18 protein-coding genes and 1 other annotated feature are annotated in these 15,837 nt (G+C 29.7%); of the genes, 17 read left to right on the top strand and 1 reads right to left on the bottom strand.

Features of this window, described 5'->3' with window-relative positions; genetic code table 11:
- Positions 1-182: 182 nt before the first annotated feature.
- The 6 genes from CF386_RS05920 to CF386_RS05895 all read left to right on the top strand — a co-directional run bounded on the left by CF386_RS05920 (position 183) and on the right by CF386_RS05895 (position 5,761).
- Positions 183-914 carry a putative ATP-dependent zinc protease gene (locus CF386_RS05920; RefSeq protein WP_089073482.1) on the top strand — a complete coding sequence of 244 codons (732 nt, stop codon included), beginning with the start codon at positions 183-185 and terminating at the stop codon, positions 912-914.
- 121 nt (positions 915-1,035) lie between these two features.
- Positions 1,036-2,553: an inactive transglutaminase family protein gene (locus tag CF386_RS05915; RefSeq protein ID WP_089073481.1), complete on the top strand. Its 1,518-nt coding sequence runs from the start codon at positions 1,036-1,038 to the stop codon at positions 2,551-2,553.
- Between the two features lie 4 nt (positions 2,554-2,557).
- Positions 2,558-3,520: an alpha-L-glutamate ligase-like protein gene (locus CF386_RS05910; RefSeq protein WP_089073480.1), complete on the top strand. Its 963-nt coding sequence runs from the start codon at positions 2,558-2,560 to the stop codon at positions 3,518-3,520.
- Positions 3,521-3,626: 106 nt separating this feature from the next.
- Positions 3,627-4,280 carry an SDR family NAD(P)-dependent oxidoreductase gene (locus CF386_RS05905; protein ID WP_089073479.1) on the top strand — a complete coding sequence of 218 codons (654 nt, stop codon included), beginning with the start codon at positions 3,627-3,629 and terminating at the stop codon, positions 4,278-4,280.
- 21 nt (positions 4,281-4,301) lie between these two features.
- Positions 4,302-4,931 carry a YchE family NAAT transporter gene (locus CF386_RS05900; protein WP_089073478.1) on the top strand — a complete coding sequence of 210 codons (630 nt, stop codon included), beginning with the start codon at positions 4,302-4,304 and terminating at the stop codon, positions 4,929-4,931.
- A gap of 2 nt (positions 4,932-4,933) precedes the next feature.
- Entirely contained in the window at positions 4,934-5,761 is an 828-nt protein-coding gene (locus CF386_RS05895) for an ion transporter (protein WP_089073477.1), read from the top strand.
- A gap of 10 nt (positions 5,762-5,771) precedes the next feature.
- Here CF386_RS05895 and cysS read toward each other — a convergent pair whose 3' ends face one another.
- Positions 5,772-7,163 carry a cysteine--tRNA ligase gene (gene cysS / locus CF386_RS05890; protein WP_089073476.1) on the bottom strand — a complete coding sequence of 464 codons (1,392 nt, stop codon included), beginning with the start codon at positions 7,161-7,163 and terminating at the stop codon, positions 5,772-5,774.
- Positions 7,164-7,312: 149 nt separating this feature from the next.
- Here cysS and CF386_RS05885 point away from each other — a divergent pair, with 149 nt between their 5' ends.
- From CF386_RS05885 to hisE, 11 genes are all read left to right on the top strand, one after another.
- Positions 7,313-7,807: a peptidylprolyl isomerase gene (locus tag CF386_RS05885; protein ID WP_089073475.1), complete on the top strand. Its 495-nt coding sequence runs from the start codon at positions 7,313-7,315 to the stop codon at positions 7,805-7,807.
- 12 nt (positions 7,808-7,819) lie between these two features.
- Positions 7,820-8,572 carry a UDP-2,3-diacylglucosamine diphosphatase gene (locus CF386_RS05880; protein WP_089073474.1) on the top strand — a complete coding sequence of 251 codons (753 nt, stop codon included), beginning with the start codon at positions 7,820-7,822 and terminating at the stop codon, positions 8,570-8,572.
- A gap of 62 nt (positions 8,573-8,634) precedes the next feature.
- Positions 8,635-8,747, top strand: a sequence feature (His leader region).
- A 13-nt stretch (positions 8,748-8,760) separates the two neighbouring features.
- Positions 8,761-9,651 (top strand): ATP phosphoribosyltransferase, encoded by an 891-nt coding sequence (hisG, locus tag CF386_RS05875; protein ID WP_089073473.1) that lies wholly within the window; start codon positions 8,761-8,763, stop codon positions 9,649-9,651.
- A 3-nt stretch (positions 9,652-9,654) separates the two neighbouring features.
- Positions 9,655-10,911 carry a histidinol dehydrogenase gene (gene hisD / locus CF386_RS05870; RefSeq protein WP_089073472.1) on the top strand — a complete coding sequence of 419 codons (1,257 nt, stop codon included), beginning with the start codon at positions 9,655-9,657 and terminating at the stop codon, positions 10,909-10,911.
- The gene (gene hisC, locus CF386_RS05865) at positions 10,908-11,987 is read left to right on the top strand and encodes a histidinol-phosphate transaminase (RefSeq protein ID WP_089073471.1); all 1,080 of its coding nucleotides are present in this window, start codon (positions 10,908-10,910) and stop codon (positions 11,985-11,987) included. The genes hisD and hisC overlap by 4 nt, the downstream gene beginning before the upstream one ends.
- Complete coding sequence (hisB, locus tag CF386_RS05860) at positions 11,977-13,047, top strand: bifunctional histidinol-phosphatase/imidazoleglycerol-phosphate dehydratase HisB (protein ID WP_089073769.1); 1,071 nt, start codon at positions 11,977-11,979, stop codon at positions 13,045-13,047. Before hisC ends, hisB begins: the two co-directional genes overlap by 11 nt.
- 9 nt (positions 13,048-13,056) lie before the next feature.
- Positions 13,057-13,656: an imidazole glycerol phosphate synthase subunit HisH gene (gene hisH, locus CF386_RS05855; RefSeq protein ID WP_089073470.1), complete on the top strand. Its 600-nt coding sequence runs from the start codon at positions 13,057-13,059 to the stop codon at positions 13,654-13,656.
- A gap of 12 nt (positions 13,657-13,668) precedes the next feature.
- Entirely contained in the window at positions 13,669-14,409 is a 741-nt protein-coding gene (hisA, locus tag CF386_RS05850) for a 1-(5-phosphoribosyl)-5-[(5-phosphoribosylamino)methylideneamino]imidazole-4-carboxamide isomerase (RefSeq protein ID WP_089073469.1), read from the top strand.
- A complete protein-coding gene (gene hisF, locus CF386_RS05845; protein ID WP_089073468.1) occupies positions 14,403-15,176 on the top strand; it encodes an imidazole glycerol phosphate synthase subunit HisF in 774 nt (257 codons plus the stop codon). Before hisA ends, hisF begins: the two co-directional genes overlap by 7 nt.
- Before the next feature lie 31 nt (positions 15,177-15,207).
- The gene (locus CF386_RS13355) at positions 15,208-15,486 is read left to right on the top strand and encodes a phosphoribosyl-AMP cyclohydrolase (RefSeq protein WP_264080461.1); all 279 of its coding nucleotides are present in this window, start codon (positions 15,208-15,210) and stop codon (positions 15,484-15,486) included.
- Positions 15,375-15,836, top strand: coding sequence for a phosphoribosyl-ATP diphosphatase (hisE, locus tag CF386_RS13040; protein WP_318778975.1), 462 nt, complete (start codon positions 15,375-15,377; stop codon positions 15,834-15,836). Before CF386_RS13355 ends, hisE begins: the two co-directional genes overlap by 112 nt.
- The last annotated feature ends 1 nt before the right edge of the window (position 15,837 follow it).

Genomic DNA, 15,837 nt, shown 5'->3' with positions numbered 1-15,837 from the left:
ATCCTGCAAGTTTGAAACTAAATATTTTTAATCACAATTATAAAGTAGTTATTTAGCTTACTTAATGATAAAATTTACTAGTATATTGCTAAGTTCATTACTAAATTTAGAAATGAAATATCTAGTTTTTTAATTAAATACATATAATTGATAATAAATGAAACCTTTTGGGACAAAAATAAATGAATATTAACAAGATAAGTATAGCTTTAGCTCTAATATCTTCATCCATCTTGGCAAGTTGTTCAAATCAAAGCAACATCGATCAAATTACTCAACAAAATAACAAGTTAAATGAAAAACTTTCAGCTCTAAATAGTAAGATTGATACCCAAACAACAAAAATAAATGTATTAAATAATAAAGTTAATCAACTGAATCGGAATATAGATAAGAATCAAAAAATTTTTAAATCAAACACTAATTTAGCTTCGCAAAAAAAGGAAACACGAGCTATTGGTAATACCACCAAAACTTTAAAATTAGATAATAAAATTATACTAGGTCAAGTTGAGTGGGTTTGGTTGAGAGATATTAAAGTTTATTTGAAAGCTAGAGTCGATTCAGGCGCAAAAACATCATCTTTAAATGCATTAAATCTTACTACTTTTGAAAGAGACGGTAAAAATTGGGTTTCATTTAATGTATTGAAAGATAATGCAAAATCCAAAATAGAAGCTCCTGTTGCACGATGGGTTAAAATTAAACAATCCTCAGCTTCGGGTAAACAAAGAAGACCAGTAGTAGACTTATGGATACAAATTGGAGACTCAAAAGAAAAGGTTGAATTTACGTTGACAGATCGTTCTCATTTAGAATTTCCCATGCTTCTTGGAAGACAATATATTAAAGATATAGCTGTAGTCGACGTTAGTAAAAAATTCATTCAACCAAAAATTACTGAAGCAAAATAAAGATTTCCCTTAATAATTGTGAAGTAACTCTAGGTTAATGGTTTTGTGCTTTGTCACAGACTACTGAATAATTCGGAATTACTTTATTATTTTAATTAACTTACATTATACAGAGCTTAGAATGATATCTAGAACTCCTTTTTATATATTTATATTATTTTTAATCATTATTGGTATTTCCTTAACTTGGCTTAGACACAACTTATATGGTGTACCACTTTTACCTAATACTGATAGTGACTTATGGGATATTGAAGCTAAAGTAGAGCTAATTGCAGATGGTGGACCAACAAAAGTTATTTTGAATATTCCTCAACAACAAAAAAACTATACAATAATAGATGAATCTACTTCATCGCCTGGCTTTGGTAGTTCGTTTAGTGTTGACAAAGAAAATAATAACAAAACTGTTGAATGGAACACCAGAGAAGCCTCAAAAAAACAAGTTCTTTATTATAAGGTTCAAATATTAGCCGACCCATATGCAATTCACCCAAGCCAACCAAAGCCACAGGATAATTTTCCTGAAGTTAACTTTGAAGGTGTAGAAAAAAATGCAGCTCAAGAACTAATCGACTCTGCACAAAAATTCTCTTCTGATCCTACAAGTTTAGCAAGAGAATTAATTAAATTATTAAATGAAAAATCTAATCAAAGTGCTTCGTTACTTCTTAAAAATCATTCAAAACCTAAACTATTGACTGATTTACTTTCCCTCAGTAATGTTCATGCTCACATCATTGGTGTTTTAGCTCTTGAAGATGGTAGAAGAAATCAATCAGTTGTACCTATGTTAGAAGTATGGAATAACTCCAGTTGGCAGCTTCTTGATATACAAACTGGTGATTTAGGTAAACCAAATAATTATTTAATTTGGAACAATGCAAATCAAAGCTTATTAGACGTAATTGGCGGTCACAGTAGTAATGTCAGTTTTTCAATGATCTCAAGAGATATTAGTGCTTCAAATGCAACACAATTAAAAGTAAAGTCTGATAACTTATTAAACTTTTCTATTCATAGTTTACCAATTGAAGAGCAAACAATGTTCAAGACTATATTATTGGTTCCAATTGGTGCTCTATTAGTTGTATTTTTAAGATTAATTATTGGAATAAAAACTTCGGGTACATTCATGCCAGTTTTGATAGCTTTGGCTTTTGTTCAAACTACCCTTCTTGTAGGTGTTATAGGCTTTTTATTACTCGTGGGAACTGGATTAATCATCCGAAGCTATCTTTCTAAACTCAACCTACTTTTAGTAGCCAGGATATCATCGGTCATAATTATCGTAATCATGATTATGGCTTTATTTACTATCGTAGCCTATAAAGTTGGTTTAGTTGAAGGACTTTCAATTTCATACTTCCCAATGATCATTTTATCCTGGACTATCGAAAGAATGTCAATTTTATGGGAAGAAGAAGGTTCAAAAGAAGTATTAATCCAAGGAGGAGGTTCTCTTTTTACAGCAATTTTAGTTTATCTTGCAATGACCAATGAGTATGTAAGATACCTAACCTTTAATTTTATTGGTTCTCAGTTTATTATTTTAGCAATTATCCTAATTTTAGGTAACTATACTGGTTATCGTTTAAGTGAATTGAAAAGATTTAACCACTTAATTAAAGGAGATTAATTTAATGTTTTTTTCAAAGCTTGCATCTCCAAAAAAATTAAATGCTAAAGGTATTATGGGTATGAATCAGCGAAACATAAATTACATAGGTAAATATAACAATCGTAATAAATACCCTTTAGTTGATAATAAATTAAAAACAAAGATGATTGCAGAAAAGTATGGGGCTAATGTCCCAGAACTTATCGGTGTGATTGAAAGTCAATCACAAGTCAAAAATATTCACAATATGGTAGAAAACGAAGGTGGATTTGTCATCAAGCCATCTCAGGGATCTGGTGGGAAAGGAATTTTAGTAATTACCTCCCACAATAATGGCAGCTATGTTAAACCTTCTGGCCAAATCATAAGTTTAAAAGATGTGGAAAGACATATAACTAATACTCTTGCAGGATTGTTTTCTCTAGGTGGTAAAAATGACGTTGCCATGATTGAAAAAATTATATCCTTTGATGATACTTTCAATAACTATAGCTATGAAGGAGTACCTGATGTACGAGTAATTATTTTTCAAGGATATCCTGTTATGGCTATGGTTAGATTATCAACTGCAGAGTCTGATGGAAAAGCAAACTTACACCAAGGAGCAATAGGGGTTGGTATTGATATAGCAACAGGTAAAGCAGTTAAAGGTGTCCAATTTAACACTCCTGTATTAACTCATCCAGATACAAACCAAATTTTAAATCAGTTATCAATACCCAATTGGAATGAACTTTTGTATATAGCATCAAGTGCATGGGAGATGACTGGTTTGGGTTATTTGGGTGCTGATATGGTATTAGATAAAGAAAGAGGACCAATGGTTCTCGAGTTAAATGCAAGACCAGGTTTAGCCATTCAAATAGCCAATGGTGCAGGCCTTCTTCCAAGATTAAGATTTATTGAACATAAAGGCTATGACTTTGAGCACAAATCTATAAAAGAAAGGGTAGCTTGGTCTCAAGAGCACTTTAGACACAATTAACATTATTTTCTAAAGTGATTGAGATCATATTTGTTTATATTAATAAATGACCTTTTTTAATGAGTGACTAAAGTTATGAATACCATTATTTAATTTATACTTTTATATGCTTTTAAGTGATAAACATAACATTTTAATTAACTCTGCTGGAAGTAATTTAGGAAGAGCAATTGCAATGCACTTTTGTTCAATTGGATGCAATGTTATATTGCTCGATAAAGATATTAAAAAGCTCCAGAAAACTTATGATTTTTGTAATACTATTTCCAATAAACTTATTAAAATTCATAATGATTCTAATCAAAGTATTACTAAAAATATTGGAAAATATTTAAGTAAATTTAAATGTGTTCATATATGCATTAATTGTTTTTGCATCACTACCCTTCCCAAAAAATATACTGTTAATTCAATAAACTATTTTTGCAAAAAATTCACTAATACTTTAGCATCTAATTTCAACTTAATTCAAAGCTTTAAAAAGAACTTAAATCGTAAAAATGAAAGTGGTATTATTATAAATATACCTCAATTCCAACCTCAAAATGTTTGTTTTGAGTTATCGCTGGCAATTAGTGAAGATATGACTAAGAGTTGGTTGTCCGAACTAGAAAATGAAAATATTCGAATTGATTCAATCATTAGTCAAAAATTTGGTATTAACAGTAAAGATAAATTATCAATTCAGTCAAATATCATAAATAATATTGATTACATAATTTTAAATGATTATATTAACGGTAGAGTAATTAAAATATAACGAATTGTTGAGCTAAAAAAAATGGAATTTGGAATTTTTGTGAAGTTTTTTGTCAGTTTAATCGCTGTTGTAAATCCTGTTGGTATTATGCCTGTTTTTGTTACACTTACTCAACATATGGATGAATCAGAAAGAATTAGAACTGCTTTAGTAGCTAATCTGGCTATGTTTATTATTCTTTGTTTGTCATTAGTAGTCGGCAAATATTTTCTAGAAATGTTTTCAATATCCATCAACTCTTTTAAAATTGCAGGAGGAATGATACTCCTTATGATTGCATTTTCAATGATATCAGGAAAGATTGGAGAAGATAAACAAAACAAACAAGAACAAAATGAATCAAAAATTAAAGAGCAAATTGGTATCGTACCTCTAGCTCTTCCCCTACTAGCTGGTCCAGGCGCTATAAGTGCAACTATTGTTTATGGTACAAAAAATCCCGGAATTTTTAATATTTTAGCAACAACTCTCACTCTTGGAATTTTTGCTATCACATGTTGGATATTATTTAGAACCTCTCACCTAATAGTTAAGTTTCTCGGGCAAACTGGTATTAATGTTATAACTAGAATCATGGGAATAGTGTTAGCCTCAATGGGTATAGAAATGATTATACAAGGAATTAAACTTTTACTGCCAGGATTAGGTTAACTATGAATAATAGTGAACGCAGAAAACTACTCTACGATATTATCTTTGGTACAGACACAAAGTTTGGTAAACTCTTTGATGTTATTTTAATTAGTCTCATATTAGCTTCATATTTACTTTTAATGGCAGGATCAGTTAAGGCTATTGAGACAAAATATAACCAAATAATAATTGCTTTTGAGTGGGCCTTTACCATCATCTTTACAGTTGAGTATTTAACTCGAATTTATTGCTCACCAAGACCATTAAAATATATTACAAGTTTTTATGGTATCGTTGATTTAATAGCCACGATGCCATTATATATAGCATTATTATTTCCTTCAGCTCATTACCTTTTGATTATCAGACTCGTTCGAGTATTAAGAATTTTCAGAATACTTCGTTTAAATAATTATTTAAAAGATTCTAATATACTTTTAAGTTCAATTAATAACTCCAAAAGAAAAATACTTGTCTTTTTTTTAGCAATGCTTATTTTTGTTATTGTTTTAGGAACACTAATTTATATTGTAGAAGGTCCTAAAAATGGTTTCAATAATCTATTTATTAGTGTCTATTGGGCAATCGTTACCATGACAACCGTTGGTTACGGCGACTTAGTGCCTCATACAGTTTTAGGTAAAGGTATAGCTGCATTTACTATGCTTCTAGGTTATTGCACTCTTGTTGTTACTACAGGTATTGTATCTGCACAATTCATAAGTGATGCAAAAAACAGAACATCTTCTAACAACATTAAATGCCCAAACTGCGGTCAAGTAGATCACAATGAACAAGCGATATTCTGTTTTAATTGCGGAGCCGAGTTGCCTTCATTAAAAAAATAGAGATATAAATTTACTTATCTTTAATTTTCCATGATGTGCCATTTGAGGAGTCTTCCAAGATAACACCCAATTCATTAAGCTTATCTCTTGCCATATCAGCTTTAGCCCAGTTTTTCTCTTTTCTAGCCTCATTTCTTGATTTAATTAACTCTTCAACCTGTTCTCTTAAAGAAGCCGAATTTAAATTATTAAAATACTCTTCTGGTTTTAGATTCAATATACCTAAAATTTTACAAAGTTTCATAAGCTCTGAAGCTAGAGATGTGGCTTTTTCTATATCTGTCTCTTTAGATTTATTAATTTCTTTGACTAAATCAAATATAACGGCTAATGCTTCAGGGGTATTGAAATCATCATTCATTGCATCATTAAATCTTTCGCCAAAGCTAGTATGTTCAGGATAGCTGCTTTGATTTTCAAAATTAATCCCAACTAATGCATTGTATATTCTATCCAATGCTGATTTAGCTTGGTTTAAATTTTCTTTAGAATAATTCAATCTACTTCTATAGTGAGATGTTGAAAGAAAATAACGAACAACCTCAGGATCATATTCTTTAAGAACATCCCTAATCGTGAAGAAGTTGTTTAGCGATTTAGACATTTTCTCTTTATCAACCATGACCATTCCAGTATGTAGCCAATAATTACAGAATTTAGTTTCATTGGCACAACAAGACTGTGCAATTTCATTTTCATGATGAGGAAACTTTAAATCTGAGCCACCGCCATGAATATCAAAATGTTTTCCTAATAAACCCTCTGTCATCACTGAACACTCTATATGCCAACCTGGCCTCCCCTTACCCCATGGTGAGTCCCATGATGGCTCATTTTCTTTTGACATTTTCCAAAGAACAAAATCAGCTGGGTTATCTTTATCTTCTTGTTTTTGTATTGATCTTATATTTTCTAACTCTTCAACTTTTTGTCCAGATAACATACCGTAGTTACTAAAAGAATTTACTCTAAACAAAACATCACCAGACTTTGCTATATATGCATTATTTTTTTCAATTAATTTAGAGATCATATTAATCATAGGTTCTATAAATTCGGTAGCTTTCGGCTCAGCACTAGGTTTTTTAATGTTGAGTGCTAGAAAATCATCGTCCATATATTCAATATTTTCATCAACTAGCTGTTTCCATTCAATTCCTTTTTCAATAGATCTTTTTATAATCTTGTCTTCAATATCAGTAATATTTCGTACATAATTAACTTTGTATCCAATAGAGCGAAGATAGTTTACAATAATATCAAATGATATATAAGTACGCGCATGACCAATATGACAAAAATCGTAAACTGTTACTCCACAAACATATATTCCTATTTCTTTATCTTTAATCGGTTTGAAAATTTCTTTTATTTTAGTGAGGGAGTTATAGACCTTTAACATATTTTTGGCTTACCATTTATTTATTTTCGTTATCATCAAAATAAGTTATAATTGCGAAATCAATTAAACTTTATTTACTAGTTTTTGTAAGCATAACAAAACTTATTCGTCTTTAAAACTAAAACTGAACAGTTAATAGGAAAAAATATATGGTAACTTTACACACTAATTTTGGTGACATTAAAATTAAATTATTTACAGACAAAGCACCTACCACATGCGAAAACTTTTTATCTTATTGTAAAGAAGGATTTTACAATAACACTATCTTTCACAGAGTTATTAATGGCTTCATGATTCAAGGCGGAGGCATGAATAGTGGTTTAGAAGAAAAAAGCACTAAAGCACCTATTAAAAATGAAGCAAATAATGGATTAAGTAATAAAGTTGGTACCATTGCAATGGCAAGAACAATGGATCCTCATTCAGCATCTTCACAATTTTTTATAAATGTAAATGATAATGATTTTCTGGATTTTAAATCTGAAACTTCTGATGGCTGGGGATACTGTGTTTTCGGTGAAGTTGTAGAAGGCATGGAAGTTGTAAATAAAATTAAAGAAGTAGAAACAAGTAATTCAGGATATGTTCATCAAGATGTTCCAGTAAATGATGTAACAATCAATAACGTAAGCGTAAATTAATTTTTTTTCAATATGAATAGTACTTATTTCATATCTGACCTACATTTGAGTTCGAATAGGAATGATATATCCCTGTGTTTTCTTGACCTGCTTAATGACATCAAGATTAATGCAGATCATGTAGATGCTTTATTCATATTAGGGGATCTTTTTAATTATTGGCTTGGCGATGATAATAAAGAAACACTTGTTTTAACTATAAAAAAAGAAATAAGCACATTAACAAAATTAAATATACCAGTCTATTTTATACATGGTAACAGAGATTTTTTAATAGGAAATCTCTTTGCCAAAGAGACTGGAGTCACAATATTAAATGAACAAAGTGTAATAAACCTTTACGGAGTTGATACGTTGATTCTCCATGGTGATGAAATGTGTCTCAATGATAAAACATATCAAGTTTTCAGGAAGTTTATTAGATCTTATTTTATAAGAAAACTTTCATCTATTACTCCTATTTCATTAAAAAAGAGAATAGCTAGTATTATAAGAAAATTTAGCAAAAACCATAATAAATTAAAAAGTATGGAAATCATGGATGTTTCTGAAAACGCTGTAAAAGACATGTTTACAAAATATAATGTAACACAAATGATTCATGGACACACCCATCGTCCTCACATCCATGTCTACAATGAAAATAGTGTCTCGAGAAAAAGATTTGTTTTAGGTGACTGGGATAAATCTGGTTTCGTATTAAAATTTCAAGAAAATGGTTCATATTCTATTTCTACTCTCCCCTTCAAAAATACTTGCTCTTAAATCAAATTTCTGCTACGTTAAAAAAATAAAGAGGAATATTTTATGAACAATTTCAAATTAAACAATCATCATCATCATCCTGATTAATCTTTCGGGATGATTTGTTATACCTGGAAGATTTTTGAATTCTTCCAGTTTAAAAAAAGCCTTGGAAGAATTCCAAGGCTTTTTTTTTACTGGAGAATTTTATGGAACAAAGACTAAAAATAGCAATACAAAAAAAAGGGCGATTATTTGACTCATCAATTAATTTACTAAAAAAGAGTGGTCTTAACTTTGGCTCAATAAAAGATAAATTAATATTAAAATGTGAAAATGCTCCTATTGATATACTTTTATTACGTAATAATGATATTGCTGACTTATTAATGGATGGTGTCATTGATCTTGGTATCATTGGTTTAAATGAACTTAGAGAATGTGAATTAAGAAGAAGAAAAGAAAAAAAACCAAACAAATTTAAATTATTAAGAAAATTAAATTTTGGCCATTGTCGATTATCAATAGCTATTCCAAAAGATAAAGACTTTGAAGATACCACCATACTAAACAACTCAAGGATTGCTACATCCTACCCCTTTATTCTAGAGGATTTTGCTCTTAAAAATAATATTAAAATCAATACAACCTATTTAAATGGTTCTGTTGAACTCGCCCCAAAAGCAAAATTATCAGACTACATTTGCGACTTAGTTTCAACAGGGATGACTCTTGAGCAAAATGACCTAAAAGAAGTCGTAGAAATTTTTTCATCCACAGCTGCATTAGTTCAAAGTAACACGTCAAACCAACAACATGAATTATTAATTGAGATGTTAATTCCGAGAGTGAATGGCATTATTAAAGCAAGTTACACAAAATATATCATGCTGCATGCTCCAAAAAATAATTTAAATGAAATTATTAATTTATTACCAGGAAAAGATTATCCCACAATACTTCCACATGGCAGCGATAAAAATAAAATCATTATTCATTCAGTTTGTAATGAGCAAATATTTTGGGAAACCATGGAAAACCTAAGAGAGCTAGGTGCAAACTCTATCCTAGTAGTACCCATTGAAAAGATTTTGGAATAAGAAATGAAACTTAAAATAAAAAATGTAAAAGAAATAAACAATCTAAGATTTAATATACAATCTGATAAAGAGTTATCAAAAAAGGTAAAATCCATTATTAAAGATGTAAAAAATGATGGCGATAAAGCTCTTATTAAATTTAACAAAAATTTTGACAATTATAAATCTGAAGAATTGAAGTTATCTCAATCCGAAATAAATAAAATCATAAAGAACATCGGTTTAGAGTCTAAAAATGCTATCGATGAAGCTTATAAAAATATATATTTATTTCATAAAAAACAAATGATAAATATTGAGCCAACAACTATTGTTGAAGGAGTAATATGCCAAAAAATCAGTTTACCTATTGATTCAGTTGGAATTTATGTCCCGAAAAAACTTGTATCTTCTGTTTTAATGCAAGCAATACCTGCACAAATCGCTAATTGTCCAGAAATAAGCTTGATTACACCCCCACCAGTTTCAAACGAAATCATTTATGCAGCTTACATTTGTGGCGTTCATAATATATTTAGAGTTGGTGGAGCTCAGGGAATAGCTGCATTAGCCTATGGAACGTCAAGCATCAAACCTGTAAATAAAATATTTGGTCCTGGTAATGCTTATGTCACTGAAGCAAAGCAAAGAGTAATCAAGTCTGGTGTCGCAATTGATTTTCCTGCAGGTCCGTCTGAAGTTGCTATTATTGCAGATGAATATGCAAATCCAAGATTCATTGCAGCTGATTTATTGAGTCAAATTGAACATGGAGAAAAATCAATATCAGTTCTTTTCTGTGAATGCCAAAAAATTATCAAAAGAGTGGATGATGAAATAAGATCACAAATTAAAGATTTATCAAATTATAAGCTTATTCAAAAGTTAATTAAAAACATAAAACTCATACATACAGATAGTCTATCTGAAAGTATTAGCTATAGTAACTTCTTTGCACCAGAGCACCTAATAATACAAACTAAAAATCCAAGAAAAGTTTTACAAGAAATTAAAAACGCTGGCTCGATATTTTTAGGTGAGTATTCTCCAGAGTCAGCAGGTGATTACGCATCAGGAACCAATCATGTTTTACCTACATATGGTTATGCTAAAACTTATTCTGGATTGGGTGTCATGGATTTCATGAAACAAGTATCCGTCCAAGAAATTACTAAGTGCGGTCTAAAGCGATTATCCAAAACAATTCAAAAACTGGCATCAATTGAGAACTTACCTGCCCATAATGCTGCTGTGCAAATAAGAATTGGAGATAAACAATGAATGATAATTTAAACAAATTTATCAGGAAACATCTTCTTGATTTAGTGCCCTATGAATCAGCGAGAAATATCATGAATGAGTCACAATCTACTGATATTAATCTAGACGCTAATGAAAACCCTTATAGCATATCTGGTGATTTCTCATATATGAATAGATACCCTGAGCCTCAGCCCCAAAATTTAATATTAGAATATGCTGCTTACAATCAAAATAAAATAAATAAAGATAATATTCTAGTCACTAGAGGGGCGGATGAAGGCATAGAAATAATCATTAAAAGTTTTTGTGAGCCCCAAATAGATAAAGTTATGACCTTTCCTCCAACTTATGGAATGTATGAAGTTTCATCAAAGTTAAATAATGTTCAGGTAATACAAATACCTCTTGATAAAAACTTTGAAATCAACGTAGATCTGTTATTCAAACATAATGAAGTTCCTAAATTAATTTTCATTTGTAACCCTAACAACCCCACTGGAAATTTAATTTCAAGAAAAACTATTGAAAAAATTATTTCTCATTTTAATGATTCTTTAATAGTTGTAGACGAGGCTTATATTGATTTCAATTTTAAAAATACTTCTTTAGATTTAATCAAAAAATATAATAATTTAATTATTTTAAGAACGTTGTCAAAAGCATTTTCTCTTGCAGGAATTAGATGTGGCTTCATTATTTCAAACCTACAAATGATTAATTTCTTAAAAAAAGTAATTGCACCATACCCTATTCCCCTACCCGTTAGCCAAATTGCTCTGAATGCCTTAAGTAATTATAAAACAAATAATTATAATCAAAACCTTATTTTATTGGAAAAAAACAAAAAATTTATTTTTGAGTCTCTTGCATCTCAGAATGAAATTGTATGCTATCAATCAGACACAAATTTCATTTTAATTAAAAGTAAAAATGCTCAAGAAATCTATAAATATATGGTAGCAAATAAAATTATTACAAGATTAATCAAGCATTATTCCGATTATCTAAGAGTTACAGTTGGCTCTGAGCATGAGTGTAAATCTTTTGTTCATAATATTAAAATCTTCTTGGAGAAACTTAAAAATGAAAATTAAATACTTATTTATTGATAGGGATGGAACAATAATAGAAGAGCCTAAAATAGATAAACAAGTCGATTCAATTGATAAATTAAAATTTGAAGAAAATGTTTTTTATTTTTTAAAACAAGCTATACGTTTTGGTTATAAGCTAGTAATGGTATCAAATCAAGATGGTCTGGGAACAGCTAATTTCCCAAAAGAAAATTTTTTAAAGCCACACAACTTAATGTTAGAACTACTTAAATCACAAAATATATATTTTGAAGATATACTGATTTGCCCTCATTATGAAAGTGATGATTGCTCATGTAGAAAACCCAAAATCGGACTTTTGATGCAATATTTGATTAAACAAAAAATTGATCTTAATAATTCTTTCGTTATTGGGGATAGAGATAGTGACCTTAAACTTGCTGAAAATTTAGGAATAAAAGGCATAAAATATTGTTCTAAACAAAATAATTGGGATCAAATTTCAGAACATGTTTTTTACCATAATAGAGTTAGTAATCTAACTAGAACAACTAATGAAACTAACATATGTGCAAGTATTAATTTAGATTTATTCAAAAAGCCAAAAATTAATACAAGTATTCCATTTTTAGATCATATGTTGGAGCAAGTTGCGATACATGGGGGTTTTTTTCTATCGCTCAGTGCGAAAGGTGACTTGCATATCGATGATCACCATACAGTAGAAGATATTGCTATTACTTTTGGGAAATGTTTAAGACAAGCTTTAGGCGACAAAAAAAATATATCTCGTTATGGCTTTTGTTTACCAATGGATGAATCTATTTCTCATTGCTCTATTGATCTATCAGGAAGACCCTCCCTAAAATTTAATGGCACATTTTCCAGAGATAGTATTGGTGGGATAGCTACAGAAATGTTTAAACACTTCTTTTATTCTTTATCTTATAGTTTAAAAGCATCAATACATATTAAATTTGAGGGAGAAAATGAACACCATAAAGTTGAAGCAATATTTAAGGCATTTGGGAAATGCTTAAAACAAGCAATTCAAAGAGATATAAATATTGTAAGTTCAAGTAAAGGTATTCTAGAGTAAGGAAAAAGTATGATTTCAATTATAAAAACTGGCACTGGAAATATTGCGTCACTATATAATGCTATATTAAAGCACACAAATGATAAAATATGTATAACAAACAATTCTGAAGTTATAAAAAAATCCACTCATGTTTTCTTACCTGGGGTTGGTGCCGCAAATGCTACAATGCAAAATATAAAAGTGTATGACTTATTGGATACGATTAAAAAATTACAAGTCCCAACTTTAGGGATTTGTTTGGGTATGCAAATACTCTGCTCTCAATCTTCTGAAAATTCTGAAGATAGTCCTACAACAGGGATAAATATTTTTAATGCGAACGTTAATTATCTAAAAAAATCTAATTTGCCTCTACCACATATGGGATGGAATAAAGTATTTTTTCAATTTGAAAGTCCTTTATTTAAAAATGTTCCTAATGGTAGTTATCAATACTTTATTCATAGTTATAGAGTGCCAATTATCAAAGAAACATCTGGTATATCTATATATTCGGAAGAATTCTCAGCCTCTATTGAGCAAAATAACTTTTTTGGGGTTCAGTTTCACCCTGAAAAGTCAGGTGAAATTGGTTCCAAAATAATAAAAAATTTTTTAAATACTTAAAAAGGAAAAATTATGATTATACCCGCAATAGATATTTATAAAGGAAAAGTGGTTAGATTAAGGCAAGGAAAATTTAATGAAATATCCTATTATGATAGCAATCCTAGGGATCTAATTGAAAAATACTCTCAATTGAACAGTAAACTTATTCATATTGTCGACTTAAGTGGAGCTGAAAACACTCAAAACCATCAAAGAGATTTAATAACTTCTTTCTCAAGTATTTCAAAATCACCGATCCAATTTGGTGGTGGTATAAGGCAAAAAGAAGATATTAATACTCTTTTAAACAATGGTATAAACAAAATTGTACTTGGCTCTAAAGCTATTAATGATAGAGAATTTTTAAAAGATTGTATCAAAGAATTTGGAAAGGAAAAAATCACACTTGCCGTTGATGTTTTTTATGATCAAGTAAAAGATAGTTATTTTTTAGCAACAAACGGATGGAAGAATAAAACTAAAATAAATATTTTTAATTTTTTATCAGAATGTGTTTCTTTTAATGTTAAAAATGTACTTTGTACCGATATTTCACGAGATGGAATGATGGAGGGTCCTAATCTTAGACTATACAAAGAGTTAGTTCTTAAGTATCCTCAAATTATTTTTCAAGCATCAGGCGGCACAAGCTCGGTGAAGGACTTATCCAATTTAAAAACTGTCGGCATTGAAAATGTTATAGTAGGAAAAGCGCTCTTAGATGGGAACATACCTTCCAAGAACATATCAGGAGAAAGTATCCAATGTTAACTAAAAGAATTATCCCATGTCTTGATGTTCGTGATGGTCGCGTGGTTAAAGGTGTTAATTTTAAAAATCATACTATAGTTGGAGATATTTCAGAGTTAGCATCCAAGTATTCAAATGAAGGTGCTGATGAATTAGTTTTTTATGATATAACAGCTTCAACGGAAAATAGGACTGTACCAAAAAAATGGATTAAAGAGATTGCATCTATTATAAATATTCCTTTTTGTGTGGCTGGAGGAATACAAACCGTCAAAGATGCAATCCAAATTTTGGAATTAGGCGCAGACAAAATATCTATTAACTCTCCAGCTCTTAAAAATCCAGATTTAATTAATGAACTAGTTAAAAATTTAGGCCAACAATGTGTTGTTATTGGAATAGACTCTTTTTGGAATGCTATGAATAATGATTATTATGCCTGTAAATTTACTGGAAAAGAAGACAAAACAATCATTACAAAAAGAACTGTCCTTAGTTGGGCTAAAGAAGTTGAGTCTAGAGGAGCTGGAGAAATTGTAATTAATACAATGAATAGTGACGGAACTAAATTGGGGTTTGATATTGATCAAATTAATCAAATAACATCAGATTTAACTATTCCTTGTATAGCATCTGGGGGAGCAGGAAATATGAAGCACTTTGCTGATGTCTTTGAAAAAACACGGGTAACTGGAGCTTTAGCTGCATCAGTTTTCCATAAAAATATAGTTAATATAAAAGAATTAAAATTGTTTCTTTCAAATCAAAATATATGTGTACGACAATAAATCAAAAAATACTGTAGCTAAAGGTAATATAATGAAAATTGAGAAAATCATGAACTTTAATATTAATGATATTAATTGGAAAAAAGTACAAAACCTTATCCCTTGTATTATTCAAGATGATAATGACGGAACAGTTTTAATGCATGGTTATATGAATGTTGAAGCACTCAAAGTATCAATCCAAACTGAAAAAGTTACATTTTATTCAAGAACAAAAAAAGATTATGGACTAAGGGAGAATCATCTAAAAACTATCTTAATATTAATAAAATTTTATTGGATTGTGATAATGACACCCTACTCTTTTTAGTGACTCCTGAAGGCAACACCTGTCACCTGGATAGAAAATCATGCTTTAATTATGATTTGAACGGTAAATCAAATTTTATTTATAAATTAGAAACTATTATTGAAAATAGAATTAAAAATGATTCAAAAAACTCATATAGTAATAATTTATTGAAGCAAAAAATCAATAGAGTTGCTCAAAAGGTTGGTGAAGAAGGAGTTGAAGTAGCCCTTGCTGCACTTTCTTCTGATATAGAAGACATCAAAGAAGAATCTGCAGATTTGATTTATCACCTTCTATTATTATTAAGAAAGAAAGAAATTCCATTTGCAGAAATTGAGCAAGTATTAATAAAAAGGAATAAAGTTTAAA

The organism is Paraphotobacterium marinum (genome assembly GCF_002216855.1).
Classification (GTDB): Bacteria; Pseudomonadota; Gammaproteobacteria; order Enterobacterales; family Vibrionaceae; genus Paraphotobacterium; species Paraphotobacterium marinum.
Note: the sequence above shows the minus strand (reverse complement) of the source record. Positions and strands in the feature narration are given on the sequence as shown.